Annotated in this window: 23 protein-coding genes and 1 pseudogene; 17 read left to right on the top strand and 7 right to left on the bottom strand. The window is 64.7% G+C overall.

Features of this window, described 5'->3' with window-relative positions:
• The first annotated feature begins 25 nt into the window (after positions 1-25).
• The 4 genes from WS69_RS28365 to WS69_RS28355 all read left to right on the top strand — a co-directional run bounded on the left by WS69_RS28365 (position 26) and on the right by WS69_RS28355 (position 5,611).
• Positions 26-1,978, top strand: coding sequence for an esterase/lipase family protein (locus WS69_RS28365; protein WP_059473959.1), 1,953 nt, complete (start codon positions 26-28; stop codon positions 1,976-1,978).
• Positions 1,972-3,015 carry a T6SS immunity protein Tli4 family protein gene (locus tag WS69_RS28360; RefSeq protein ID WP_197419326.1) on the top strand — a complete coding sequence of 348 codons (1,044 nt, stop codon included), beginning with the start codon at positions 1,972-1,974 and terminating at the stop codon, positions 3,013-3,015. Before WS69_RS28365 ends, WS69_RS28360 begins: the two co-directional genes overlap by 7 nt.
• 11 nt (positions 3,016-3,026) lie before the next feature.
• On the top strand, positions 3,027-3,314 hold the full coding sequence (locus WS69_RS32645) for a PAAR domain-containing protein (protein WP_082716563.1): 288 nt from the start codon (positions 3,027-3,029) through the stop codon (positions 3,312-3,314).
• Between the two features lie 632 nt (positions 3,315-3,946).
• Positions 3,947-5,611, top strand: coding sequence for an ATP-binding domain-containing protein (locus WS69_RS28355; protein ID WP_059473958.1), 1,665 nt, complete (start codon positions 3,947-3,949; stop codon positions 5,609-5,611).
• 107 nt (positions 5,612-5,718) lie between these two features.
• Here the strand turns inward: WS69_RS28355 and WS69_RS28350 are convergent, their stop codons facing one another.
• A complete protein-coding gene (locus WS69_RS28350; protein WP_082716562.1) occupies positions 5,719-7,272 on the bottom strand; it encodes a methyl-accepting chemotaxis protein in 1,554 nt (517 codons plus the stop codon).
• A 236-nt stretch (positions 7,273-7,508) separates the two neighbouring features.
• Between WS69_RS28350 and WS69_RS28345 the strand changes: the two genes are divergently transcribed.
• Positions 7,509-9,023, top strand: a complete 1,515-nt coding sequence (locus tag WS69_RS28345; RefSeq protein WP_059473956.1) for an MDR family MFS transporter — start codon at positions 7,509-7,511, stop codon at positions 9,021-9,023.
• Positions 9,024-9,057: 34 nt separating this feature from the next.
• Here the strand turns inward: WS69_RS28345 and WS69_RS33895 are convergent, their stop codons facing one another.
• On the bottom strand, positions 9,058-9,279 hold the full coding sequence (locus WS69_RS33895; protein WP_156438444.1) for a hypothetical protein: 222 nt from the start codon (positions 9,277-9,279) through the stop codon (positions 9,058-9,060).
• Between the two features lie 259 nt (positions 9,280-9,538).
• Between WS69_RS33895 and WS69_RS28340 the strand changes: the two genes are divergently transcribed.
• The 8 genes from WS69_RS28340 (at position 9,539) to WS69_RS28305 (ending at position 17,552) form a co-directional block, all read left to right on the top strand.
• A complete protein-coding gene (locus WS69_RS28340) occupies positions 9,539-10,108 on the top strand; it encodes a GNAT family N-acetyltransferase (RefSeq protein ID WP_059473955.1) in 570 nt (189 codons plus the stop codon).
• Positions 10,109-10,135: 27 nt separating this feature from the next.
• Positions 10,136-10,993 carry a MerR family transcriptional regulator gene (locus WS69_RS28335; RefSeq protein WP_059473954.1) on the top strand — a complete coding sequence of 286 codons (858 nt, stop codon included), beginning with the start codon at positions 10,136-10,138 and terminating at the stop codon, positions 10,991-10,993.
• Positions 10,994-11,114: 121 nt separating this feature from the next.
• Positions 11,115-12,095, top strand: a complete 981-nt coding sequence (locus WS69_RS28330) for a sulfonate ABC transporter substrate-binding protein (protein ID WP_059473953.1) — start codon at positions 11,115-11,117, stop codon at positions 12,093-12,095.
• Between the two features lie 154 nt (positions 12,096-12,249).
• A complete protein-coding gene (locus WS69_RS28325; protein WP_059473952.1) occupies positions 12,250-12,906 on the top strand; it encodes a lysoplasmalogenase in 657 nt (218 codons plus the stop codon).
• A gap of 239 nt (positions 12,907-13,145) precedes the next feature.
• Entirely contained in the window at positions 13,146-14,735 is a 1,590-nt protein-coding gene (locus tag WS69_RS28320) for a flavin-containing monooxygenase (RefSeq protein WP_059473951.1), read from the top strand.
• Between the two features lie 26 nt (positions 14,736-14,761).
• Positions 14,762-15,691 carry an SDR family NAD(P)-dependent oxidoreductase gene (locus tag WS69_RS28315; protein ID WP_059473950.1) on the top strand — a complete coding sequence of 310 codons (930 nt, stop codon included), beginning with the start codon at positions 14,762-14,764 and terminating at the stop codon, positions 15,689-15,691.
• A complete protein-coding gene (locus WS69_RS28310) occupies positions 15,688-16,602 on the top strand; it encodes a metal-dependent hydrolase (protein ID WP_059473949.1) in 915 nt (304 codons plus the stop codon). The genes WS69_RS28315 and WS69_RS28310 overlap by 4 nt, the downstream gene beginning before the upstream one ends.
• Before the next feature lie 11 nt (positions 16,603-16,613).
• Positions 16,614-17,552 (top strand): alpha/beta fold hydrolase, encoded by a 939-nt coding sequence (locus tag WS69_RS28305; protein WP_059473948.1) that lies wholly within the window; start codon positions 16,614-16,616, stop codon positions 17,550-17,552.
• Here WS69_RS28305 and WS69_RS28300 read toward each other — a convergent pair.
• The 3 genes from WS69_RS28300 to WS69_RS28290 form a co-directional block, all read right to left on the bottom strand.
• Positions 17,510-18,067 (bottom strand): putative glycolipid-binding domain-containing protein, encoded by a 558-nt coding sequence (locus tag WS69_RS28300; RefSeq protein ID WP_059473947.1) that lies wholly within the window; start codon positions 18,065-18,067, stop codon positions 17,510-17,512. The two genes, WS69_RS28305 and WS69_RS28300, sit on opposite strands and share 43 nt — an antisense overlap.
• 216 nt (positions 18,068-18,283) lie before the next feature.
• The gene (locus WS69_RS28295) at positions 18,284-19,159 is read right to left on the bottom strand and encodes an arylamine N-acetyltransferase family protein (RefSeq protein ID WP_059473946.1); all 876 of its coding nucleotides are present in this window, start codon (positions 19,157-19,159) and stop codon (positions 18,284-18,286) included.
• Positions 19,160-19,275: 116 nt separating this feature from the next.
• A complete protein-coding gene (locus tag WS69_RS28290; RefSeq protein WP_059473945.1) occupies positions 19,276-19,983 on the bottom strand; it encodes a hypothetical protein in 708 nt (235 codons plus the stop codon).
• Positions 19,984-20,428: 445 nt separating this feature from the next.
• On the opposite strand from WS69_RS28290, the gene WS69_RS28285 reads away from it, so the two are divergent.
• Positions 20,429-20,653, top strand: coding sequence for a hypothetical protein (locus tag WS69_RS28285; RefSeq protein WP_059473944.1), 225 nt, complete (start codon positions 20,429-20,431; stop codon positions 20,651-20,653).
• Between the two features lie 189 nt (positions 20,654-20,842).
• Here WS69_RS28285 and WS69_RS28280 read toward each other — a convergent pair whose 3' ends face one another.
• Positions 20,843-22,144, bottom strand: a complete 1,302-nt coding sequence (locus WS69_RS28280) for a cystathionine gamma-synthase family protein (protein ID WP_059473943.1) — start codon at positions 22,142-22,144, stop codon at positions 20,843-20,845.
• Here WS69_RS28280 and WS69_RS35580 point away from each other — a divergent pair.
• Together WS69_RS35580 and WS69_RS28275 are read left to right on the top strand one after the other, a co-directional pair.
• Positions 22,124-22,320 (top strand): annotated as a pseudogene (locus WS69_RS35580) (hypothetical protein). The gene WS69_RS28280 and the pseudogene WS69_RS35580 overlap by 21 nt on opposite strands.
• Before the next feature lie 16 nt (positions 22,321-22,336).
• Positions 22,337-22,816: an Lrp/AsnC family transcriptional regulator gene (locus tag WS69_RS28275; RefSeq protein ID WP_059474049.1), complete on the top strand. Its 480-nt coding sequence runs from the start codon at positions 22,337-22,339 to the stop codon at positions 22,814-22,816.
• A gap of 183 nt (positions 22,817-22,999) precedes the next feature.
• On the opposite strand, the gene WS69_RS28270 is transcribed toward WS69_RS28275, so the two are convergent.
• The gene (locus tag WS69_RS28270; RefSeq protein WP_442854929.1) at positions 23,000-24,430 is read right to left on the bottom strand and encodes an amidase; all 1,431 of its coding nucleotides are present in this window, start codon (positions 24,428-24,430) and stop codon (positions 23,000-23,002) included.
• Positions 24,431-24,998: 568 nt separating this feature from the next.
• Between WS69_RS28270 and WS69_RS28265 the strand changes: the two genes are divergently transcribed.
• Entirely contained in the window at positions 24,999-25,433 is a 435-nt protein-coding gene (locus WS69_RS28265; protein WP_059473941.1) for a universal stress protein, read from the top strand.
• Positions 25,434-25,446 lie beyond the last annotated feature (13 nt).

Here is a 25,446-nt window from a genome sequence, read left to right as displayed (position 1 = left end):
AACGAGATGATTCAAGTGAAACGCGATGAGCGATAACCAAACTGACAACGCGGGCGGCGGTGCGCCGTCCGATGGCGATCCTGCCGAGCAAGAGGTCGTGCAGGTGATGGGGCGCACTGCCCCGGATGGATCGTCGTACGGCCACTTTACGTTGACGCCAGCGAGCGACACGCGCAGCAAGGAATTGTTGTGCGACGTGCGACCCATCATTCCGGTGATCTTCCTGCCGGGCGTCATGGGCTCGCTCTTGACGAACACCGATACCGGCGACGAGATGTTCTTCGCACCGAACACGGACGGGATGCTGGGGGACTTGGGCGCACTTCCCGCGCTGCTTGGATTGTGGTTCAAGGGCTCGTCCACGCGCGAAACGCAGTTCGATCCGACCAAGGCGGCAGTGACGCCGCATGGGCCGATCAACGCCGGCAAACATGGCAAGAACGATAGCCCGGAGCAGTACGTGGACGAGGCGGAAGCGCGCCGTCGGGGCTGGGGGTCGATACATCGGACCAGCTATCACCCGGTTTTGGCTTGGTTGGAAGAACAACTCAATCGGCCGAAGTTCATGGGGAAGCCGCATGGTGTTTGGGTGACGCCCGACCCAACGGGTAAGACGTGGGCGCTCAAGCCGTTGCTTGGAACCGAACCGGCCGACTATGGGGCGATTGAAGCAGGGGCGCAGGGCAAGGGGCAAGCGATCGATGCCGAATCGGACGCGTTTAATCGCTTTATCAAGTACCGATATCGGGTCTATGCGATTGGCTATAACTGGCTGCAATCGAACGAGAAATCCGGATTCGACGTCGTGAACGGCTCTGATTACAAAGATCCGAAGACCAAGAAGATTACGCGCCTGATGGGGATCAAGGAAATCATTGCGGAGAACCATACCGACAAGGCGATCATTCTGACGCACTCGATGGGCGGACTGGTAGCGCGGATGGCGATCGCGATGCACGGTGCGGGGAACCTGATGTATGGGGTGTTTCACAACGTCTTGCCCGCAACGGGTGCGCCGATTGCGGCGAAGCGGTTCAGGACCGGAGCCGGTAACGAGGGCGTGTTGAAAGGCTTCATCAACGGCAGCTTGGTCGGGAACAACGCGGCGGAGTTCACGGCGGTTGCAGCGAATGCACCGGGGCCGTTGGAGCTATTGCCGATGCCGGATTATCACAAGGGCGAGCCGTGGTGGATATTTGCGCGGATCAATGGTGATCCGGTAATGCAGTTACCGAAAGACGGCAATGCATACGGCGATATTTACGCAAATTCACAGTGGTATGGGTTGGTACCAGATGCATCATTGCTCGACCCAGCTGGAATTGTGAACGAACGCCTGAAATCAAAGGGAAATAAAGAGACTATTTTTAGCAGTTTCAAAGATGTCATGCTGGATGTTGTAACTAGGCAAAGTAAAATCAAAGATGCTTACCACGAGAAAACGTATATTTCTTATGCGGATGGCGGACTTGAGTCGAGAGAAAAATCTAGGCCGAGCGGCGAAAAAGGTAAGCCAGCTATCGAGTCGGGCGAAAAGCTTGAAGACCTATTGGGATGGGGCACGGTGATGTGGACCGGAAACCTGCCGGCCGATGTGACAGAAGACGAACTGCGTGCCGCGACCTTTTTGCATGTCGATCCCAATTCGGATTCGGGTAAGGGAAACCTACGCATCTATCTCGAGTCACGCAAGCTGACCGTCGAATTCGAGGTGCAGAAAGTGGCGAAGCTCCCTCCAGGTAGCACAACGACTGATCCAAGAAAGAACGGCATCGCTCCAGGTGACGGTACTGTACCGGTATGGTCGGCGGAAGCCCCTGCAAGTAGTGCAAGTGGTGGTGCAGCTCCGGGTGTACAGATGGTGTTCAATCAAGGTGGCTACGAACATCAGTTCAGCTATAACCATCCGTGGACCCGATGGGCGTTGCTCTATAGCATTGTACAAATTGCACAAGAGGTACCGGAGCCGTCATGCTGACTCGTATTGCACGAAATCTGATTGTGGTGGCGGGTGTGTGCGCTAGTTCAATAACCTATTCCGGAGAACCAACGGTGACCAATCCCTTGTTGTCCAAACCGCGTCCGTGGTGTGTTGGCCGTTTCGTATTCAACCGGCCCGCGACAAGTGAAATTTCCAATCAACGATATGAGTTTCGGGGCGAGAAACTCGAAACGCAGTACAAAACATCGCTTGATGTCTACCAATCAAAAGTCGAAAATTTAGAGAAAGACCTGAAATCCAAACAGCGTGTCAACCCTATAAATCTGGAAGAAAAAACGGGGTTCTCATGGCTGGAAAAGACGATTTCACCAACGAAGGACTCGAAGGTCTTTGTATTTCAGAAAGGGGTAGCAAAAGGTGTTAGCCTGCCATTCCACACCGAGGGATATCTTTACGATAACCATACGTTGTTTCATACAACCGGCAGCATCGGCGAAACGGCCCTTAATGACGCGGATGGAATCTATAGGGATGTTTATCGGCGCATAAAAGCACGCGATAACTGGTCGGTACCAACGGAATCGGGTTTCTGCTTTGATGGCGGAATCGTGACGGGCTCATCCACGTATCCGGAAGAAGTGAGCCAGTCCTTCGCGCTGATGCCCGGACGGCCAGCGCTGTTGGTGATCCAGATGCGTGATTCCGTCAGGCAGGATCAAGGGAAACCCTTGACCAAGACCTTACCCGAACTCCGTGCGCAGATGGATCGGGTTGCCGGCGGTGGGAGCTATCGAATCTTGCGCCAAGGCAAGCGCACGGTGGGCGGAGTGGACGGCGAGGAAGTACTGTTCGAACTGAAGGATGGCCCGATTACGTCGTATCGTTTCTACCTGCTGGCTCCGGGCGACCCGAGCACGCTCGCGAGACCGCATACAGCAATCCAATTGTTGCTTGGTGCTCCCTCTCCCGACCTGCCGCCGGATCAGGCAACATCGCCCGTGGACGAGGCTGGCGCGCTGCAAACGTGGGACACGCTGCTGAATAGCTTGCGATTGCGTCCGGGCGCGGTCTGAGCGAGAACGAGATGCGGCGATATGACATTGTGAAAGGCGACCTGACGACAGTCGGCGGCATCGTCCAAGGAGGCGATGGAGGCGATCTGCTGAATGGTCGCGAACAGGCATATGAGCACGACCCGGTGTCGTGTCCGGTGTGTAAAACCGTCGGCAAGATCGCGTGCGATGGCCCACGGATTTCGAGCACGGGACCGGATGGGCGGCAGGTGGCGCTAAGCGACGATCTTTGTATCTGCATGTGTTCGCCGCCGCCGAAGCTCGTTGCATCTCAAACAGTTTCGCATATCGAAATCTGAGAGAGGCAGGCGGCGGATGCGCACGGTAAGGCGACGAGTTCGTCAGCGCAAATGCCGTCCTCGTCCGGACGCGATACATGAAACGGGACGCACCTGCCCAGCCGCACAAGTTGTTCGGAGGAAACCTGACGTAGAAATCGATGCTCGCCGCTGCCAGATAGCGGCTCATTATGATTTTTCTGAGCGTCTTTCGACCGTGTGCAATCCCAGCGAGGGCCGTCAGGAGGGGTGTCACCAATGTACAGGTGGACTCATGATGATGGTTCGTGGTGCACTTCGTCATAAACCTTTGGCTGGCAGGTTGCTTCGGATTTGGTTACATGTTGGTTACTTTGGGGCTTCTGACGAGAAGCATCGCGCCCCATGCGCGAGCGCATCGGCAGCGGCATCTTGCCTCTTTCCACGTCGCCCGATTTCCGCGCCGCCGACGATATGTCGCGCCGATCCGCGCATTCGCCGCGCGCGCCGGGCGCATTCGCCGCGCACATCCGCACACATCGATCCCCCCCATGCGCCCGATCGTTCGTTCGACTCGCATCGCGTCCCGCGAACTGCGGCGCGCCCCGTCCCGCACGCGCCTGCGTACAATAGCCGGCGATCCTTCCCCATCGCACGCCCTGCCAGGACCCGACATGGCCCGCATCATTCCCGACGACTGGAAGAACCTCGCCGCCACGGGCGCGGCGGAGCGCGAGCGCGAGACGCTCGCGACGCTCGAACGGATGCTGCCCGACGCCTACACCGTCTACCACGGTGTGCACTGGACGCGCGCCGACCAGAATTTCTCGGTGTTCGGCGAAGCGAATTTCGTGATCGTGAGCCCGGCCGGACGCGTGCTGGTGATCGAGCAGAAGGCGGGCTTCCTGCGCGAAACCCCGAAGGGGCTCGCCAAGGTCTATCTGCAGACCGAACGCAACGTGTCGATCCAGCTCGCGCGCACGCTCGAGAACCTGCATCGGCGGCTCACCGCCGCGTTCGGTGCGGGCGCGTACGGCGTCGAGGAACTGCTGTACTGCCCGGACTACACGGTGAAGAATCCGGCGATCGCGGGCGTCGCGCCCGCGCGGATCGTCGACGCGACGCGCAGGCGCGAATTCGCCGCGCGCATCGTCGATGCGCTGCCCGCCGACGAACCGCCCTTTCCGAGCGTCGCGAAAATCCACCATTTCCTCGCGGACGAGCTGTCGCTGACGCCCGACACGAGCGCGCTCGTCGGCCAGGCAGACACACTCGTCACCCGGCTGTCGGGCGGCCTCGCCACGTGGGCGCGCCGGCTCGAGTTCACGCCATTCCGGCTGCGCGTGATCGCGACCGCGGGCTCCGGCAAGACGCAGCTCGCGGTGCAGGCGATGCGCGACGCGATCTCGGCGGGCAAGCGCGTGCTGTACGTGTGCTTCAACCGGCCGCTCGCCGATCATGTCGCGCGGATCGCGCCCGAAGGCGCGAAGATCGCGAACTACCACCAGCTCTGCGACTGGGTCGCGCGCGACGGCGGCCACGTGCCCGACTTCGGCACGCGCGACGCGTTCGCGCAACTGGAAGCGCGCTTCGCGCACACGCCGGTCGCCGAGCGCTGGCGGTTCGATACGCTGATCGTCGACGAAGGCCAGGACTTCCAGCCGCCATGGGCGGCCGCGCTCGAGCGGCTCGTCGCGCCGGGCGGCGCGGGGTGGTGGCTCGAAGATCCGCTTCAGAATCTCTACATGCGCGACAGCGTGCCGCTGCCCGGCTGGGTGACGCTCAAGGAAACGACCAACTACCGGAGCCCGCGCGACATCCTCGACTACGTGCGCGACGTCGTCGGCGGCGTCGAGCCGCTCGCGACCGAGCTCGCGTCGGGCAGCCCGTTCGGCGGATCGGAGATCTCGATCTCCGCTTACGATGCGACGGACACGGAATCCGCCGCGCAAGCCTGCATCGACGCGACGAAGCGCGCGGTCACGCATGCGCTGGCGCTCGGCTTTCGCAAGCAGGACATCGCGGTGCTGTCGTTCAGGGGACGGGAGGGCTCGGCGTTCACGGCGCTCGACCAGCTCGGCCCGCACCGCGTGAAAAGCTTCACCGGCAAGTACGACCTGTTCGGAAATCCGGAATATCGGGAAGGCGACGTGCTGCTGGATTCGATCTATCGCTTCAAAGGGCAGGCGGCGCCGTGCGTGATCCTGACCGAAGTCGACTTCGACACGTTCGACGCGCGCGCGGCGCGCAAGCTGTTCGTCGGCGCGACGCGCGCGACGATGAAGCTGATCGTCGTCGCGTCGCGGCGGGCAGCGGAGCGGATCGCGCCCTCCGCATGACGGGCGCTAACGCAAGATGGCGCCGAATCGCGTCAGGCGAGGCCGGACGCACGCACGGATCAACCGTCCCGCGCGCCGAAATATCGGGAAATCGGGCAGCGTAAACGTCAGGCGACGCGGAATGCGCCGACCGTGCGGCGCAACCCGTCCGCCTGCTCTTCGAGCGACGCGGCGGCGGCCGCCGCCTGCTCGACGAGCGCCGCGTTCTGCTGCGACACCTGATCCATCTGCGACACAGCGCGGTTCACCTGCTCGATGCCGTCGCGCTGCTCGTTCGACGCGGCCGAGATCTCGGTCATGATGCCCGTCACGCGCGCGATCGCGCGCTGGATCTCCTGCATCGTGTCGCCCGCCGAGCCGACGAGGCGTGAGCCCGTCGCCACCCGCTCGACCGATTCGCCGATCAGCGCCTTGATCTCCTTCGCCGCCGATGCGGAGCGCTGCGCGAGCGTGCGCACCTCGCCCGCGACGACCGCGAAGCCGCGGCCCTGTTCGCCCGCGCGCGCCGCCTCGACCGCCGCATTGAGCGCGAGGATGTTGGTCTGGAACGCGATCCCTTCGATCGTGCCGATGATGTCGGCCACCTTCTGCGAGCTCTGATCGATCTCGGCCATCGTGCCGACCACCTCGCCCACGACCGTCGCGCCCTTCGTCGCGATGTTGGTCGCGGTGTCGGCGCAGTTCTGCGCTTCGCGCGCGTTGTCCGCGTTCTGCTTCACCGTCGCGGTCAGTTGCTCCATGCTCGCCGCGGTCTGCTGCAGCGCGGCCGCCTGCTCCTCGGTGCGCTGCGACAGGTCAGTGTTGCCGGCCGCGATCTGGCGCGTCGCGGTCGCGATCGACTCGGAGCCGTCCGTCACCTTGCGCACCGTGTCGGACAGGCTGCGCTGCATCGTCGTCAGGCCGGTCACGAGCTCGGCCATTTCGTCGTGCGACGTCCAGCGCAGTTCGGTCGTCAGATCGCCGTCAGACAAGCGGCGCAGGTGCGTGAGGATCCGCACGAGCGGCTGTGAGATCGCGAAATGCAGGCCGATCGCGCAGCCGAGGCATGCGGCGAGACCGAACACGATCCCGCCGCCGAGCGCGAGCCGCAGCCACACGTACATTTGCTCGGCGTCGCCGTGGGCCGCCTTGCCGTACGCTGCGCGCGCGTCGTCGAGCGCGGTTGTCGCCTTCGTCCACGCAACCGACAGCGGCGGCGCGACCGTCATCATCAGACGATCGGCATCGTCGTGCCGGCCCGCCTTCAGCGCGTCGATCATCGGCTTGAGCGCATCGTCGACGAGCGCGCGGCGCGCGGCGTTCGCCTGACCGGCGAGCGCCTTCTCGTCGTCGCTGCGGGGCAGCGCGTCATAATCGCGCCAGCCGCGGTCCGACGCGGCCAGGTACTGCTCCGCCTTCGCGATCGTATTCGCGGTGTCGGGCGCCTCCGGATGCAGGATCACGCGATCGAGCGTCGTGCGCGTGATCGCGAGGTTGAGGCTCGACGACGCGAGCGCCGTCTTCGCCGCGAGTTGCCGCGTGTACGCGTCGTCGAGCGCGGCGTTCGAGTTCTGCATGCTGAAGAAGCCGATCACGCCCGTGATCGTCAGCAGCACGGCGACGAGCCCGAGCGTCGAGAAGATCCGGGTGCGAATCGAAAAGCGGGAAAAAAAAGCGTTCATGACCAGGAAAAGCCGTAAGTGGTAGCCGTCGGTTTGGGGGACAGTCGCCGGTATTACGGCCCCGCGCCTGAAAACTTGAGACGCATCAAGCGCTGCGGCGACTTGCCGCGGCGCGCCGCCCGACGGCCGCCGTCACGGTTCGTAACCGCTGGAATATGTTGTGACGAAGCAGATATTGACTAGTCAATCGATTGTTCCTACATTCCGTGTCGCCCCCAACGACGAAACGACGCCTTATGCCTACCGAATCCTCCGCGCTGCCCGCCCCAGCCGACGCCGGCCGCCCGGGCGCGTCCGTGCGGCTCACGATTGCCGCGCTGCTGCTCGTGCTGCTGCTGTCGGCGCTCGATCAGACGATCGTGTCGACCGCGCTGCCGACGATCGTCGGCGAGCTCGGCGGCCTCGAGCAGCTGTCCTGGGTCGTCACCGCGTACCTGTTGTCGTCGACCGTCGTGCTGCCGCTGTACGGCAAGCTCGGCGATCTGTACGGGCGCAAGATCGTGCTGCAGGCGGCGATCGTGCTGTTCGTCGTCGGCTCGGCGCTGTGCGGGCTCGCGCAGGACATGACGCAACTGATCGTTTTGCGCGCGCTGCAGGGGCTCGGCGGCGGCGGGCTGATGGTCGTCACGATGGCGGCGATCGCCGATCTGATCCCGCCCGACGAGCGCGGCCGCTTTCAGGGGATGTTCGGCGGCGTGTACGGAATCGCGACGGTGATCGGGCCGCTCCTCGGCGGGTTTCTCGTCCAGCACCTGTCATGGCGCTGGATCTTCTACATCAATCTGCCGCTCGGCGCGCTCGCGTTCGCGGTGATTGGCGCGGCGTTCAAGCCGCACACCGCGCACGTGCGGCATCGGATCGACTACGCGGGCGCCGCGTTCCTCGCGACCGCACTCACCTGCGTCGTGCTGTTCACGAGCCAGGGCGGCACGATCCTGCCGTGGTCGTCGCCGCAGCTATGGCTCACGCTCGCGCTCGGCCTCGTCGCGACGGCGGGCTTCGTCTACGAGGAACGCCTCGCCGCCGAGCCGATCATGCCGCTCGCGCTGTTCCGCCACCGGACCTTCGTGCTGTGCAGCCTGATCGGCTTCGTCGTCGGTCTGTCGCTGTTCGGTTCGGTCACGTTCCTGCCGCTCTATCTGCAGGTCGTCAAGGGCTCGACGCCGTCGAAGGCCGGCATGCAGCTACTGCCGCTGATGGGCGGGATACTCGCGACGTCGATCGCGAGCGGGCGGCTCATCACGAAGCTCGGCAAGTATCGCCTCTTTCCGATCGCGGGCACGTTCGTCGCCGGCGCGGCGATGCTGCTCCTCGCGACGCTGTCGCTCGACACGCCGCTGCGCGCGATGTACCTGTACATGGCGCTGCTGGGCGGCGGACTCGGCATGGTGATGCCCGTCATCGTGCTCGCGGTGCAGAACACGGTCGAGTTCCGGCATCTGGGTGTCGCGACGTCCGGCGCGACGCTGTTTCGCTCGATCGGCGGCTCGCTCGGCGTCGCCGCGTTCGGCGCGCTGTTCTCGAACGGGCTGCACGCGCGACTCGCGGCCGCGCTGCCGCCCGACGCGGAGCTGCCGCCGTCGCTCGGCCCCTCGGCCGTCCGCCAGTTGCCCGACACGGTGCGCGGCGCGTATCTGCACGCGTTCGCGAGCTCGCTGCACACGGTCTATCTGTGTGCAGCGGCGGTGATTGCGATCGCATTCGCGCTCGCGTGGTTCGTCGAAGACGTGCCGTTCAGGAAAAAAGCGTGACTCGAGCCGCCTGCGCGCGCGGCGGCCCGGTCGATCACTTCGCGTCCCGCTTGCACGGCTGCGGGAATAACTTCAGCTCGTGGCCGACATGCAGCGCGTATACGATGTTGTCGTTGTCGAGGAGCGCGGCCCGCGCGCCGGGCTTGCGACGCGCATCGTTCTTCTTTTGAAGTTCGGCCGGTTTGCTGTTTTGTTTATTCATTTCGTTCAAATCATCGCGGGCATTTTTTCGTGACGCGTTCGTGTCGAACGACAACGCCGGTTTCCCGCTGCACGCCGCGCGTCTCGGAACGGCCGCGGATTATAAGGCAGTCGACGGCGTTAAGCGAAATCGCAAGGCACCATCGATCGAATCGAGTCGTCTTCGCCGCCGCTGGAAAATCGAAACATGAATGACCGCCCATTGCGCGCGCAATCTCCGGAAATTCCGGCTGCGCGCGATCGCGTCCCTCGCTTTGCGGACATTTTTGAAGGCGCGCATAGTATCGATTCCATCACTCCCGCCCCGTTTTGCGATGAAAGCCTCCGACGCGCCCACCCTTTCCACCGCCATCATCCGCGACGCCGCCGAGCACGACCTCGAAGCAATCCGGGCGATCTACGCGCATCACGTGGTGACGGGCGTCGCGTCGTTTGAGGAGACGCCGCCTTCCGTCGACGATCTGCGCACGCGACGCGAAGCGGTGCTGCGGCACGGCCTGCCGTATCTCGTCGCCGAATTGGACGGCGTCGTCGCGGGCTACGCGTACGCGACGCCGTATCGGCCGCGCAGCGCCTATCGCTACGCGATCGAAGATTCGATCTACGTGAACGACGCACACCGCGGCCGCGGCATCGGCCGCGTGCTGCTCGCCGCGCTGATCGAGCGTTGCGAAGCGGGGCCATGGCGGCAGATGATCGCGGTCGTCGCAGACGGCGGCAGCGGCGGCTCGACGTCGCTGCATCGCGCGCTCGGCTTCGAGCCGGTCGGCACGCTGCGCGGCGTGGGCTTCAAGCACGGCCGCTGGATCGACACCGCGCTGATGCAGCGAGTGCTCGGAGACGGCGCACAAAAACCGCCCTCCGACGCCGACGCCTCGCACTGAAGCGCTCGGTCGCGCTAAAATCGTTGCATGCCGAAATCGAACCCAACCACTCCCGCCGACGCTGCCCCGGACGCGTCGACGTTGAACGAATACACGGTCGACGAGCTCGCGCGCGTGTCGGACACGACGGTGCGCAACGTACGCGCGTATCAGGATCGCGGCCTGCTCGCACCGCCGCGCAAACGCGGCCGCGTCGGCATCTATGACGACACGCACGTCGCTCGCCTGAAGGTCATCAATCATCTGCTCGCGCGCGGCTACACGCTGTCGAACATCCAAGACCTGATCAAGGCGATCGACGACGGCCACGACCTGCGCTCGATCCTCGGGCTCGAAAACGCGATCGGCGGCCGCTGGTCCAACGAGCGCCCGCAATCCTTCTCGCTCGCGCAGCTGATCCAGATGTTCGGCCCGCAGACGCCCGCATCGCTCGGGCGCGTCGCCGAGCTCGGCCTGCTCGAGCGGCGCGGCATGTCGTTCGTCGCGAAAAGTCCGGCGCTCCTCGAAGCCGCGGCCGCGATGGTACGCGAGGGCATCCCGGCGCGCGAACTGCTCGACGCGATCAGCATCACGCGGCCGTATTTCGATGCGATCGCGCGCGTGCTCGTCGAGCTCGTCGTGCGCCGCCTCGATCGCTACGACGAAGGCTCGCTGCCGCCGCCGACCGACGTGCCGGCGCTCGTCGACGCGATCTGGCGGCTGCGTCCGCTCTCGTCGGTGTTCGTCGAAGGCGAGATGAACCGGGCGCTCGAAGCGGCGTCGAGCGCCTATTTGGGCGGCCGCGTCGCGACGATCCTCGACAAGAAGCTGAGTTCCCAGGCGGCGCGCGACGGAGAGTCCGGGTTCGAACGAACCGCGGCGAAGGACGCTCCGAAAAAACGTTAGACGCGCGCGCCATATTGATATCGGCAATGCTTGGTTCGCACCGGCGACCGCCTGTGCGACGATTTCCCGACCCGAGCGGCGTGCGCGCCGCCCGTTTCGTTCAACGTCGTGGAGATTGCCGATGATTCGCCCTGCCCGCTGGATTCCCCGAACCGTAGCCGCCGCGCTCGCGTCGCTCGTCACCGTCGCCGCCTTCGCGCAGGACGACGCGGGCGGCAAGGTGCTGCGCGTCGGCTATCAGAAAGCGGGACTGCTCGCTGTCGTCAAGGCGCAAGGCTCGCTCGAGACGCGGGTGAAGCCGCTCGGCTACGCGGTCAAATGGTTCGAGTTCCCGGCCGGCCCGCAACTGCTCGAAGCGCTGAACGCGGACAGCATCGACATCGGCTACACGGGCGCTCCGCCCGCCGTGTTCGCGCAGGCGAGCGGCGTGCGCTTCGTCTACGTCGGCGCGGAGCCGCCGTCGCCGCACAACGAGGCGATCATCGTGAAGGCCGATTCGCCGCTCAAGACCGTCGCCGACCTGAGAGGCCGAAAAGTCGCGCTGCAAAAGGGATCGAGCGCGAACTACCTGTTGCTGAAGGCGCTGCAGAAGGCCGGCGTGCGCTACGACGAGATTCGCCCGATCTATCTGCCGCCCGCCGATGCGCGCGCCGCGTTCGAGAGCGGCAACGTCGACGCCTGGGTCGTCTGGGACCCGTACTATGCGGCCGCGCAGCAGGCGCTGAAGGCGCGCACGCTCGCCGACTACACGGGCCTGCCTTCCGCCTACAACTTCTACGAAGCGACGCGCGACTTCGCGACCCGGCATCCGGACATCGTCGGCGCGGTGCTGCAGCAATTGCGCGAGACCGGCCAGTGGATCAACGCGCATCCCGCCGAAACCGCCGCGCTGATCGCGCCGAAAATCGGCCTCGATCAGGCGCTCGTCGAGACCTGGATGAAACGCGTGCCGTACGGCGCGGCGCCGCTCGACGGAAAGATCGTCGCGTCGCAACAGGGCGTCGCCGACGCGTTTCACGCAGCGAAGCTGATCCCGCAGAAGCTGACCGTCGGCGACAACGTCTGGACCGACCGGAACGCCGCCGCGCTCGCGGCGAAATAGGCGCAGCGCCTCGCCCGCAGCCCGGTTAGAAGGATTCGTCCGTCCCCGATAACGTCTTCTTGCGGATAATGGACGGCCGCGCGGACATCGTGCGTCGACCGCGACGCCGCCCGCGCACCCGATAACGAGCTGCGTGCGAGGAGACCGCCCGATCGTGTTGTCCAACCTGCCCCCGCGCACGCGCGGCCTCTGGCTCGCCGCCGCGCTTGCCGCGCTGCTGTATGGGCTGTCGCTCGGCCACGCGCCCTATTCCGGCCAGCCCGCCGCGAAAGCCGCGCTCGGCGCGCTGCTGTTCCTCGCAGCGCTGCAGCATCCGCTCGCGCGCGAGCGCGCCTGGCTTGGCATCGCATTCGCCGCGTCCATGCTCGGCGACGTGCTGCTCGCGCTTTCCGAATGGCCGCCGTCGTTCGTCGCCGGCCTCGGCGCGTTCCTGCTCGCGCATCTCGCGTACTGCGCGCTGTTCGCGCCGTGGCGCGCCGCGCCGAGCGGACTGCGCGCCGCCGCGCTCGTCGCTCTGTGGATCGCCGCACCCGCGCTCTACGCCGCGTTCTTTCCCCATCTCGCCGCGCTCGCCGCGCCGGTCGCCGTCTACATCGCCGTGCTCGTCGCGATGGCAAGCCTCGCGCTGTGCGCCCGCACACCCGGCCCGCAGGTCGCGATCGGCGCACTCGTGTTCGTCGCCTCCGACGCGCTGATCGGCATCGATCGTTTTCTCGGCGCGTTTTCCGGCGTCGATTATTTCATCTGGGGTTTTTATGCCGTCGCGCAATTGACTATTGCGTTCGGCGTGCTGCGCCGCAAATCAAATTAATCGAATCCGCGTCGCAATCCTTAATCTGTTGGGGATCGCACGCGATTTTGCGACGCAGCATGGCGATTCCCTGCTCCACCGCGCTTTCTCCCGCGCAAGCGCATCCGGCGGGCGTCGGCATCCGTTGAATCCCGCGCTTAGAGGGCTGTGTCTACCCGGCTTGCGGTTTCGGCTCTCACGATCTATGGTTACATCAATCAATGTAACAGTAAAAAATGAGCCAAAATGGAGACGCTTGGATGAACGCGCGCAATATGTCTTTCGGTCCGCTCGACAACACAAAGCACGAAGAAACCATCGATATCGCCATCATCGGCACCGGTTTTTCCGGGCTCGGCATGGCGATTCGCCTCCGGCAGACCGGCAACCAGGATTTCGCGGTGTTCGAGAAAGCCAGCTCGGTCGGCGGCACCTGGCGCGACAACCACTACCCCGGTTGCGCGTGCGACGTCCAGTCGCATGTCTATTCGTTCTCGTTCGCGCCGAATCCGCGCTGGACGCGCATGTTCGCGCCGCAGCCGGAAATCCGCGCGTACATGGAAGACTGCGTGCAGCGCTTCAACGTCGGCTCGCATCTGCGCTTCAACCACGAGCTCGCCAATGCGACCTACGATGAGACCGCGCATCGCTGGCACCTGACGTTCGCGAACGGCAAGCGCGTGTCCGCGCGCGTGCTCGTATCCGGCATGGGCGGGCTGTCGCGCGCCGCGTATCCGAACATCCCCGGCATCGAGACGTTCAAGGGCGAGACGTTTCACTCGCAGGACTGGAATCACGATTATCCGCTCGAAGGCAAGCGCGTCGCCGTGATCGGCACGGGCGCGAGCGCGATCCAGTTCGTCCCGCAGATTGCGCCGCGCGTCGCGAACCTCGCGCTGTTCCAGCGCACGCCGCCGTGGATCATGCCGAAGCCGGACCGCCCGGTCAGCGGCTTCGAGCAATGGCTGTTCCGCAATCTGCCGTTCACGCAGAAGCTGCTGCGCGGCGGTCTCTACTGGATGCTCGAATCGCGCGTGCTCGGCTTCGCGATCCATCCGTCGACGATGAAGCTCGTGCAGAAGCTCGCGCTGCGCCACATCGGCAAGCAGATTTCCGAACCGGAGCTGCGCGCCGCGGTGACACCTGACTACACGATCGGCTGCAAGCGGATTCTGATGTCGAACGACTATTACCCGGCGCTCACACGCAAGAACGTCGACGTCGTCACGACGGGCATCGAGCGGATCGAGAAAAACGCGGTGGTCACGACGGACGGCAAGCGCCATGAAGTCGACTGCCTGATCTACGGCACGGGCTTCCAGATCAACAACCCATTCCCGCGCGGCACGATCGTCGGGCGCGGCGGCGTCGACATCGTCGACGCATGGCGCGACGGCCTGCACGCGTATCTCGGCGCGACCGTCCCCGGCTATCCGAACTGGTTCATCCTGATGGGACCGAACACGGGTCTCGGCCACAACTCGATGGTTTACATGATCGAGTCGCAGATCGAGTACGTGCTCGGCGCATTGAAGGCGATGCGCACCGAGCGCGCGGAAGCGATCGAAGTCCGTCCGCTCGTCGAGCTCGAATACAACAATCGCATCCAGAACAAGCTGAAGAGCGCAGTCTGGTCGACGGGCGGCTGCAACAGTTGGTATCTCGATCCGCGCAACGGCAAGAACACGACGCTGTGGCCGACTTTCACGTGGCGCTTCCGGCAGGAAACCGCGTTCTTCTCGATGGCGGACTACCACGCGTACTACGCGAACCCGCGTCAAAACGCGCAGCCGGCGCCGACGCTGCCGAACGCCGTCGTCGCGACGACCTCCGCCGAGACGACCGCCTGAGCCCAGACACCACACGAGCCTACGACATGAAATCCTTTTCCAACAAAGTCGCTGCAATCACGGGCGCCGGCTCGGGCATGGGCCGCTCGCTCGCGGTGCAGCTCGCGCAACAGCATTGCCACGTCGCGCTCGCCGACAAGAACGCGGTCGGCCTCGCCGAGACCGAGCGGATCGTCCGCGCGCTCGCGCCGTCGGTGCGCGTAACGACCTGCGTGCTCGACGTCGGCGACCGCGCCGCGATGCACGCCTGGGCCGACGAAACAGCCGCTGCGCACGGCCGCGTGAACCTCGTCTTCAACAACGCAGGCGTCGCGCTGTCGAGCACGATCGACGGGATGGAATACAGCGATCTCGAGTGGATCGTGAACATCAACTTCTGGGGCGTCGTCCACGGGACGAAAGCGTTCCTGCCATACCTGAAGGCATCCGGCGAAGGCCACATCGTCAACACGTCGAGCATCTTCGGGATCTTCGCGCAGCCGGGCATGAGCGGCTACAACGCGACGAAGTACGCGGTGCGCGGCTTCACCGAGTCGCTGCGCCAGGAACTCGACCTGATGAAGTGCGGCGTGTCGGCGACCTGCGTGCATCCGGGCGGCATCCGCACGAACATCGCGCAATCGGCGCGGCTCGCGCAGAACATGGTCGGCTTCATGGTCGAGAGCGAGCAGCAGGGCAAGGCGGACTTCGAGAAGTTCTTCATCACGACGGCCGACGAAGCGGCGCGCGTGATCCTGCTGGGCGTGCGCAAGAACAAGCGCCGCGTGCTGATCGGCCGCGACGCGCGCGGCGCCGACTGGCTCGCGCGCACGCTGCCCGCCGCGTATCAGTCGCTCGTCGTGCTCGCGACGAAGCTGCAGAGCGCCCGCGCGCGCCGCCGCGCGGGCCGCGCGACGCCGGCGCCCGTGCACGCAACGTACAACAACGCAGGCAACCAGGGAGGAGAGCAATCATGACGACACCGCATTTGATGCCGGTCCGGCGCGACATCCGCTTCGCGCTGCCCCCCGATCGCGCGCACGACTGGCACGTCCAGGGCACGCCCGTCACGCACTTCATGAACGCACTGTCGCTGCTGTTCCCGGCGGGCGAGCGCTTCTTCATGGATTCGGTGCGCAACTACCGCGACGAGATCCATGATCCCGAGCTGAAGAAGCAGGTCGCGGGCTTCATCGGCCAGGAAGCGATGCACACGCGCGAGCACATCGAGTACAACGATCTGCTGCAATCGGCCGGCCTGCCCGCGCACAAGCTCGACAAGCGCCTGTGGGCGCTGCTCGGCTACATGAAGAAGGTGCTGCCGAATTCGATGCAGCTCGCGATCACGATCGCGCTCGAGCACTACACGGCGATCCTCGCGAATCTGCTGCTGACGGGCCACGAGCATCGGATCGACGGCTCGGTCGAGGGCTACAAGCAGGTGTGGATGTGGCACGCGATGGAAGAGACCGAGCACAAGGCGGTCTCGTACGACGTGTGGAACACCGTGATGAAGCCGGGTGTGAAGACCTATCTACTGCGCACCGGCACGATGCTGCTGACGACGCTGATCTTCTGGACGGTCGTGTTCGACTTCCACGTGCGCCTGATGTTCGCGCACCGGATGCGCCACGGCAAGCTGAAGGGGATGTGGCGGCTCGTCAAGTACCTGTACAGCCCGAAGAACGGCGTGTTCCCGAGCATCGCGCTCGAATGGCTCGACTATTTCCGGCCGGGCTTCCATCCGTGGGATCACGACAACCGGCAGTACCTGCAGGGCATCGACACGCTGCTCGCGAACATCGAAGCTGCGAACGAGCGCTATGCCGACCAGGCCGCGCCGCGCCGCGTGCCGCTTCATTCGTCGCCGGCGCAGCAGCACGGGTAAGCGGACAAGCGATGGCGTCCGTCCGCGACACGCTGACGGTCCGCTCGGGCGACGTGCGTCTTGCTGTCTATCTGAGCGGGCCGCGCAATGCTCCGCCCGTGATCCTGGTGCACGGCTATCCGGATTCGGCGCGCGTGTGGGAGCGCGTGCGCGAGCATCTCGACAAGCGCTTTCGCGTGATCGCGTACGACGTGCGCGGCGCGGGCGCATCGGATGCGCCGAAGCGCCGCGTCGACTACAAGCTGCCCGCGCTCGCGCAGGATCTGCTCGCCGTCGCCGACGTGACGTGCGGCAACCGGCCGTTTCACCTCGTCGGCCACGACTGGGGCTCGATTCAATGCTGGGAAGCGGCGACCGATCCGTCGATCGCGGGTCGGCTCGCGTCATACACGTCGATTTCGGGGCCGTGCCTCGATCACGTGCTTCGCGCGCCGCTCAATCTGAAGCAGACGCTGAAGTCGTGGTACATCGCGTTCTTCCATTTGCCGTTCGTCCCCGAGCTCGCGTGGCGCCTGGGCGGCGCGAAGCTGTGGCCGCTGTGGCTGCGCAGGACCGAGCGGATCGTCGTCGACGCCGATCCGGATCAATTGCGCAACGGGCTGAACGGCCTCAAGCTCTACCGCGCGAATTTCATCGAGCGCGCCCGTCGGCCGCGCGAACGCTATGCGCAGGCGCCGGTGCAGATCATCGTGCCGCGCTACGATCGGTACGTGACGCCTGCCCTCACCCGCAACCTCGACCGCTGGCTCGGCGCCCACCGGCGCGACGAGATTGCCGCGTCGCACTGGACGGTGATCCGCGACGCGGCGCTGATCGCCGCGCGGATCGGCCGGTTCGCGATCGCGCACGAGCCGAAGAAACTCACTGCTGTCGCCGCCGCAAAATCGGGCGACCGGCCACGGGCGAATCAGCGTACGTCGTCCGGCAAGCGTCTGAAGAGCATCTCGTAGTCGATCACGAGCCCGTCGCGGTCGACTTCCAGCACCGCGGTGAAGCCGCTCGCCACGCTTTCGTAGCGATACCGGCGGTCCGGCTCGACGCACCGGTACGCCTGCCGCATGCGGCTGAGTGCCAGGTCGGGAATCGACACGTAGACGACGTCGATCGTCTGCCGTTCGTCGCGCGCGAGTTCGAGGCGGCGGATCGGCAACGTATTCGTGTACGGCGTCGCGGCGATGTCGACGTCGATGCAGCCGTCGAGCCCGGTGAGCGGCTCGCCCGCCGCGTTGCGCCACCCGCCTTCGCCGTCGCCGCGCAGTTCGAGCGCGCCGCCGCCCATCATCTTGATGAGCACGTGCTTCGCGCGCCAGCGTTCGTCGCAGACGACGCGGTACGCAAGACCGTACGCGCGTCCTTCGTTGCGCCCGACGACCACGCTCTCGGCAATGCTGCCACCCGCGTGTCGCTCGAATGCCAGATGCTCGATCCCGTCGTCTTCGAGCGGCGCCCAGCGTACTTCACGCATCCGTTTCCTCCTCGGCTGTCTCCTCTCGATCGATTGCGCGGGCGTGCCTCGCCGATTGCGCAAGGTCGCCGCCGTGCACCGAATTGCATGCGATGAGCGGCGCTTGCCGCACCGGAACCTTCATTTACGCGTGCTGCACCGCCGCAATCGAAGTGGCGCATTCCACACATCGCTTTTCTTGCCGCCCGCCGCATCCGCACACCACACGGCTCCGCATTACGTCGTCCCACCGTCCTCGCGCCGCTCGGCGGCCGCGGCCGCCGCCGCTTCGGCGCGCGCCACCGCCCGCGCGTACAGCGCCGCCGCGTCGAATCCGCTCAAGTCGAGCCCGAAGCGCTCGCGCAAGCACGCCGTCCATGCATCGACATCCGACAGCCGGGTCGTTTGCGCCGCCCCCTCCGTGGTGCGCAACGTCAGCGCATCGTTGAAAAGCAGCGCGCGTGCGTCGGGCAGGATCCGGCACACGACGAGATCATGCGTGAAGAACGAATCGGGATGACTCGACGTATACCAGTTCGCGACCTCGTAATCGATCCACTCGACGGGCTTCAGCGAAAAGCGATACAGCGGCTGCCAGCCGTTCGGCGTCTCGCACTCGATTTCCAGCTCGCCCGCGACGGGCGCGTCGACGACGCGATACATGCCGTGCGGCGTCGACTGCGCGTCGTTCAGGTCGTAGCGCAGCGGCGCCGTCAGCGTCGTCGAGCCGAAACCGACGTCGGCAAACCATGTCGCGCCGTCCAAATCGATGCGCAGCAGCATGTGCGTCTGCGGGGTCGACTCTTCGGGCGGACGCTGCCAGCGCACGCGCGCGATCAGCGGCGTCACGCGAAAGCCGAGTTGCGCGAGCACCGTGTAAAAGAGCTTGTTCTGCTCGAAACAGTAACCGCCGCGTCGCTGCTCGATCAGCTTGTCGACCACCGACTCGAGGTCGAGCGCGACGCGCGCGCCGATATACGGATTGAGGTTCTCGAACGGAATCGACTGCGGGTGCAGCACCTGCAGTTGGCGAAGGACGTCGAGCGTCGGCTCCGCCGGTCCGTGATAACCGATGCGGGCGAAATAACGGGAAAGATCGACTGCGTCGCGCATGTGGACAATCCGATGGGGACGAAACGCGTCACCATAGCATTACGCGGATAACCCCGTCTGACGCAAGGCCAAGCGCGCGCCGGCCGTCGCGGCGGCGCGCGCGTCGACGAAGCGCGTTACGGCAGCAGCTTGAGCGCCGCGGATGCGACGGACGGCACCGAGATCCCATGGCTCGCCGCGAACTGCACGGCTGCGCTGAGCGTGCCGCCGATCGACTGGAACTGGTTCGGCGCGTTCTGTGCGATGTACGACGCAGCCTTCAGATTGTTCGGATCGAGACCCGCCTGCAGCAGCGACGCGGGATTCGACGCCCCCAGGCTCCCGAGCCCCGATTGCAGTTGCGAATACTGCGTGATGCCTTCGCCGAGCGACGTCAGGCCTCGGGTGAACGCCGCCTTGTCGACGCCCGCGCCCGACGCGGCGCCGTTCGCGCCGCCCGATGCGAACGCCTGCGTCAACGCCTGCGCGACTGACTGCTGCGCGCCGCCGACCTGCGACAACGCACCGGGCGTCAGCGCACTCGCGCCTCCGTTCGTCAACAGACCTGCCGCGTGCTGCGCCTGCCCGGCCGCGCCCGTGAGCCCCATCGCCGATGCAAGGCTCGCCTGTCCCGAGAGCACCTGCTGGTTCGCGCCGACGTACGACTGCAGCATCTGCGACATGCCGGATGTGCCGGACGCGCTCGCCTGCTGTGACGCGCCGCCGAGCAGCGACGCGCCGAGGCTTTGCAGATCGACCTGCGCGAACGCGGCCCCGCTCACGAGCGCGCCGCCGGCGCAGCAAACGAGCGCCGCGCGCTTCGCGAAGCGATTGATCGTTTTCATCGAATCTCCCTGTGAATCCTGCCGTGGAGAATTGTCGAGGCGAGCGTACGACGAATGCAATCACGGATACATATCGAAACGTATTGACAGGCTTCGCCACGGATACACCTGCGGCGAGACCGGGATTCGACCGAGCACGCCGGGTGGCTTGACGGGTGGGCGATTGCGGCATTGCGATCGCACGCCGGCAGTGGGATCGACGGGCGGAATCGACGCACCGTGCGAGGTAACGGCAGCTTTGTCTCGAGCGGTGCATCGCGCGCAACAAAGACAACGCTATTCAACACTTGATTAACTTCCAATACCTTCGAATACCTTATTAATTTCTTCACCCACTTGCACTTCGAACCACTCGAATCCGGCACTATAAAAACATCAATCATTGAATTGACCGACCGCTAAAAATTACCTAGGTTAACCACATCAATTCCTTGAAAATTTTATTATGCATCCCTCAACAATCGATGCCGAAACCATCGCGGCAAAGCTCTACAACGAGGTCTCTCATCACCCGCCTCCGTGGATGATCGATCTGTATGCGGCGACGCTCGTTCCGAAAATCGGCTTCGCGAAGACAGGAGAGGAAATCAAGCGAACGCAAAAAGATTTTCTCGAATCGAGAAATGCGATCATTGCCGCATTGGCAACGTATCGATCCCATTCCGATTGATCCGCATCGGGATCGAAAGCGATTCATCATGACCGTCGGCTGGCGACGCAGCGCCGCCAGCCGACGATTCCGGACATGCACCGAGCATGACCTTCATATCAACAAACGCCGTCAGGCCCGGCACAGCATTCGTTCAGGAACGCTGACTACGCCGGGCCGATCGTTCGCGGACCCGTCGCCGCTCGCGTGTTACTCGCTCGCAGCGAGGCCGGATCGGCGAAACGCGTTGTCGAGATCCGCGATCAGATCGTCCTCGTGCTCGAGGCCAATCGACACGCGAATCAACCCTTCCGACACGCCCGCCGCCTTGCGCGCCTCTTGCGGAACGCCCGAATGCGTCGTCGACGCCGGATGGCAGATCAGCGACTCGGTGCCGCCGAGACTCACCGCCGACTTGAACAGATGCAGCGCGTTGATGAAGCGGAATGCTTCGGCGCGACCGCCGTTCAGCACGAACGCGAACGTCGAGCCTGCGCCCTCGCATTGCCGCTCGTACACGGCCTGATAAGCGTCGTCGACGATCAGCTCCGGGTGATACACGTCGACCTTCTGATACGGATTCGTCGCCAGCCACTTCGCGACCGCCGACGCCGTGCGCGCCGCCTGCCTCATCCGCAGCACGACCGTCTCCATCGAGCGGATCAGCATCCACGACGAATGCGGATCGAGCTGCGAACCGAATGCGCTGCGCACCGCCCGCACCTTCGCGACGAGATCCCTGCGGCCCGTCACGCCGCCGGCGACGAGGTCGCTATGGCCGCCGACGTACTTGGTCAGCGAGTACACCGACATGTCGACGCCATGCTCGCTCGGCTTCTGGAAGATCGGCCCGAGCAGCGTGTTGTCGCACACCGAAATCGGGCGATAGCCGTGACGCGCCTCGAATGCATCGAGCTCGCGGCACATCCCGTCGAGATCGATCAGCGCGTTGGTCGGGTTCGCCGGCGTCTCGACGTAGCAAAGCCGCACCGGGCCTTGCTGCGCGGCGGCTTCGAGCGCCGCGCCGATCGACTGCGGCGTCAGGCCGTCCTCGACCGGATGCGCGGTCACGCCCCATTCGCGGAAGAACTTCGCGATCAGCGTTTCGGTGCCGCCATAGAGCGGCACCGATTGCACCAGTTGATCGCCGGGGCGCAGGAACGCGAGAAAGATCGCGCTGATCGCCGACATCCCGCTCGACGTGACGACGGCCGCCTCGGAGCCGTCGAGCAGCGCGAGGCGGTCCTCGACGATCTCGAGATTCGGATGATTGAAGCGGCTGTAGACAAGACCCGCCGCCTCGCCCTGCGGGAGCGGCTTGCGGCCCGACACGACGTCGAAGAAATCGGCGCCGTCCTCCGCCGAGCGGAACGCGAACGTCGACGTCAGGAACACCGGCGGCTTCACCGCACCTTCGGACAGGAACGGATCGAATCCGTACGACATCATCTGCGTTTCCGGATGCAACGGACGGCCGTCGATGTCCTTCTTGTGATAGCTCGAATACGTCATGCGGTGACTCCTATTTACGGTGGCTGCGATTCGGTCCGCCGGCGCGCGGTAAGCCGCGCGCCGCGCCTATCGCCAATCGACTCAGTGTAAGAAAGCTAGCAGGAAATATGCTTTCCATTTCATTCCTGCACGCCCCTATAATCAAAAGAATATTTCTTTCTTCATTTCCCTCATAAAAAAATGGCGATCGGCATGAAGCTGGACGAAACAGATCTGAAGATCCTGAAGATCCTGCAGGAGAACGGACGCCTCAGCAACGCGGAGCTGGCCGATCGTGTGGCGCTGTCCGCGGCGCCGTGCTGGAAGCGCCTGCGCCGGCTCGAAGCCGACGGTTTCATCTCAGGCTATCAGGCGATCCTCGATCGGCGCGCGCTCGGCTACGAGATCGTCGCGTTCGTCAACATTTCGCTCGACAGCCACACCGAGAAAACCTGCCGCGCGTTCGAAGCAGGCGTGATGGCGATGCCGGAAGTGGTCGCGTGCCACAACACGACCGGGCAGCACGACTATCTCGTGCAAATCGTCGCGAAGAATTTCGATACGTTCTCGAGCTTCGTATTGAATCGGCTCCGGTCGCTGCCGGGCGTCAAGGAACTGCTCAGCACGATTTCGATGCGCGAATTGAAATCCACGAGCCGGCTGCCGGCGAGTGAATTGAGGATGCCGAAGTGAGTCGGCTCAATCGAATCGATCGATCCGGCCTCAATAGTTCAGCATGCCAAAAAAATTGACGACATCATTCCAGTGCGAACCCGGGCGAATTCGGCCCGCCGGCTGCCTCGAGCATCTCGGCGGTCGATCGGAGCGGCCCGCGCACGCCTGATCGACCGCGTTGGTCATGCGCCGCCGCCGCGTCTACTCGATTCGAGCGCCGGGTAACGCGGGCCGGCGCGCATTCACCCAATCCCGCTCCTTTTCGTACGCACGCGCGAGTTGCAGCACCGCGAAATCGTCGCGCGGCCGGCCGATCAGTTGCATGCCCATCGGCAGTCCCGCCTCGTTGAATCCGACCGGCACACTGATCGCCGGACAGCCGGCAAGCGTCCACGGCACGACTGTCTCCATCCACCGGTGATAGGTGTCCATCGTGCGCCCTGCGATCGCTTGCGGCCAGCGAAGGCCGACGTCGAACGGAAAGACCTGCGCGGTCGGCGCGGCGACGTAGTCGTAGCGCTCGAAGAATGTCGTCAGCGCCTGGTGCCATGCGCTGCGTGCGGCGCTCGCGTCGTAGACGTCGGACGCGCCGAGCTCGAACAAGCCCTCCACTTCGTAGATCGCTTCCGGCTTCAGCAATGCGCGCCGCGACGGCTCACGGTAGTGCATCAGCAGATTCCCGCCCGACAGCAGATGCCGGTGCACAAGCCACGTCTGCCAGATCCGCTCCGGTGAAAAGGACGGCAGCGCCGCATCGACATCGCAGCCGATCGCGCGCAGCGCGTCAAAGCTCGCCTCGCACAGCGCCAGCACGCCCGGCTCCGTCGCGAGATAGCCGTTCCAGTCGCCGACCCACGCGATCCGCTTGCCACGCAGGTCCGCATCGAGCGATTGCGCGAAACGCTGCGGATCTTCGGCGAGCGACAGCGGATCGCGCCGATCGTAGCCTGCCTGGATCGCGAGCAGCAGCGCGACGTCGACGACCGTGCGCCCCATCGGCCCTTCGGTGCCGAGCTGCTGGACGAACACGTCGACGCTCGGCCAACGCGGCACGCGCCCTTGCGACGGCCGAAAGCCGTACACGTTGCAGAACGCGGCCGGATTGCGCAGCGAGCCGCCGAAGTCGCTACCGTCGGCGACGGGCAACATCCGCGCGGCGAGCGCGGCCGCCGCACCGCCGCTGCTGCCGCCCGCGCTTTTCGACAGGTCGTACGGATTGCGCGTCGCACCATAGACTTCGTTGAACGTATGCGAGCCCAACCCGAACTCCGGCGTGTTCGTCTTGCCGACGAACACCGCCCCCGCCGCGCGCATCCGCTCGACGACGAGCGCGTCGGCCGACGGCCTCATCGTGCGGAAGATCGGCGAGCCGAGCGTCGTCACGATGTCCTTCGTCATCGCGAGATCCTTCGGGGCCTGCGGGACGCCGTGCAGCCAGCCCGTATATTCGCCACGCGCGAGCGCCGCGTCTTTCAGCGCGGCTTCGGCGAGCAACGCGTCGGGTTCGCGCAACGCGACGATCGCATTGACGTCGCCGTTCACACGCTCGATGTGAGCGAGATACGCACGCATCGTCTCGACGCACGACACGTCCTTGCACCGGATCGCCACGGCGAGCGCATGCGCGGGCATGTCGACGAGCGGCTCGAGCAGCGCGGCGGGCGGGCGGGAGGACGGGGAAATGCCTGCGGACATACGGGTCTCCGTGCGGATCGGTGAATATACCGGCGGCGATGCGTGCGACGACGTTGCGACAGCCCCGCCTTCTCTGGACGCGGACAATTATATAAACGCCCCGGATTCCTCTGCGCGGCCGCCCGGCTCCGGGTTCGGATTGCTGCATCGCAGCGATCCCCAAGACGATTCAGATGACGATCCAATTAACGATGCGCCGAATCCTCGCGCCGGCGCTACGATAGACGAATGGAGCGAGAAGTCTCGTCTCGCGTTGCTGCGATCGACACGGGGATGCGGAAGCCTCGGCTCGCCTCGAAGCACGAACACGGCCGACGGCGCGAATCCGTCGCCGGCCGAGCCTCGTCCCTTTATGCGCATAAATCTATATTTCTTATATTTTTTATAGCGCGAGGACGCGCCGGACACGTTTACGACATTTTTACGCCGCCCCCAAATTTCTTTAGGCCATGCCGACGGCGACAGGACTAGCCTACTGTCACCGCGTTACCGAACAGGTTTTCTCATGCTCAAACTCCTGGTCCCCGTCGGTCACTCGCAGCGTTCGCTGCAGGCCGTGCGGCACGCCGCCTTTCTGTATCACGAGCGATGTGCGTCCGAAGTCGTATTGGTCAACGTGCAGCCCCCTCTCGAATCCACCCGCCTCGAAGCCTTCCACTCGCTCGCGAAGCTCCGCCAGATCGAGCATGATTTCTCGGAAGGCGAACTCGCCCAAGCCATCGCCATCCTCAAGGACGCCCACGTCAAATATTCGGTTGCGATGAAAGTCGGCCCGATCGCCGACACGATCGCCGCCTGCGCGGCGGAGAACGGCTGCGACGAGATCGTCGTCGTCGCGCCGCGCCGCGATCCGCTCCACGCGCTCACCCATTTTTTCCACCGCAGCATCCTCGACCGCCTCGTGAGCATCGCGAGCGTACCCGTCACCGCCGTGCGCTAGTCGGTGCGCCAAT

The organism is Burkholderia sp. BDU5 (genome assembly GCF_001522845.1).
GTDB lineage: Bacteria > Pseudomonadota > Gammaproteobacteria > Burkholderiales > Burkholderiaceae > Burkholderia > Burkholderia mayonis.
The sequence above is the reverse complement of the archived record's forward strand: the minus strand, read 5'-3'. Positions and strand labels throughout refer to the sequence as shown.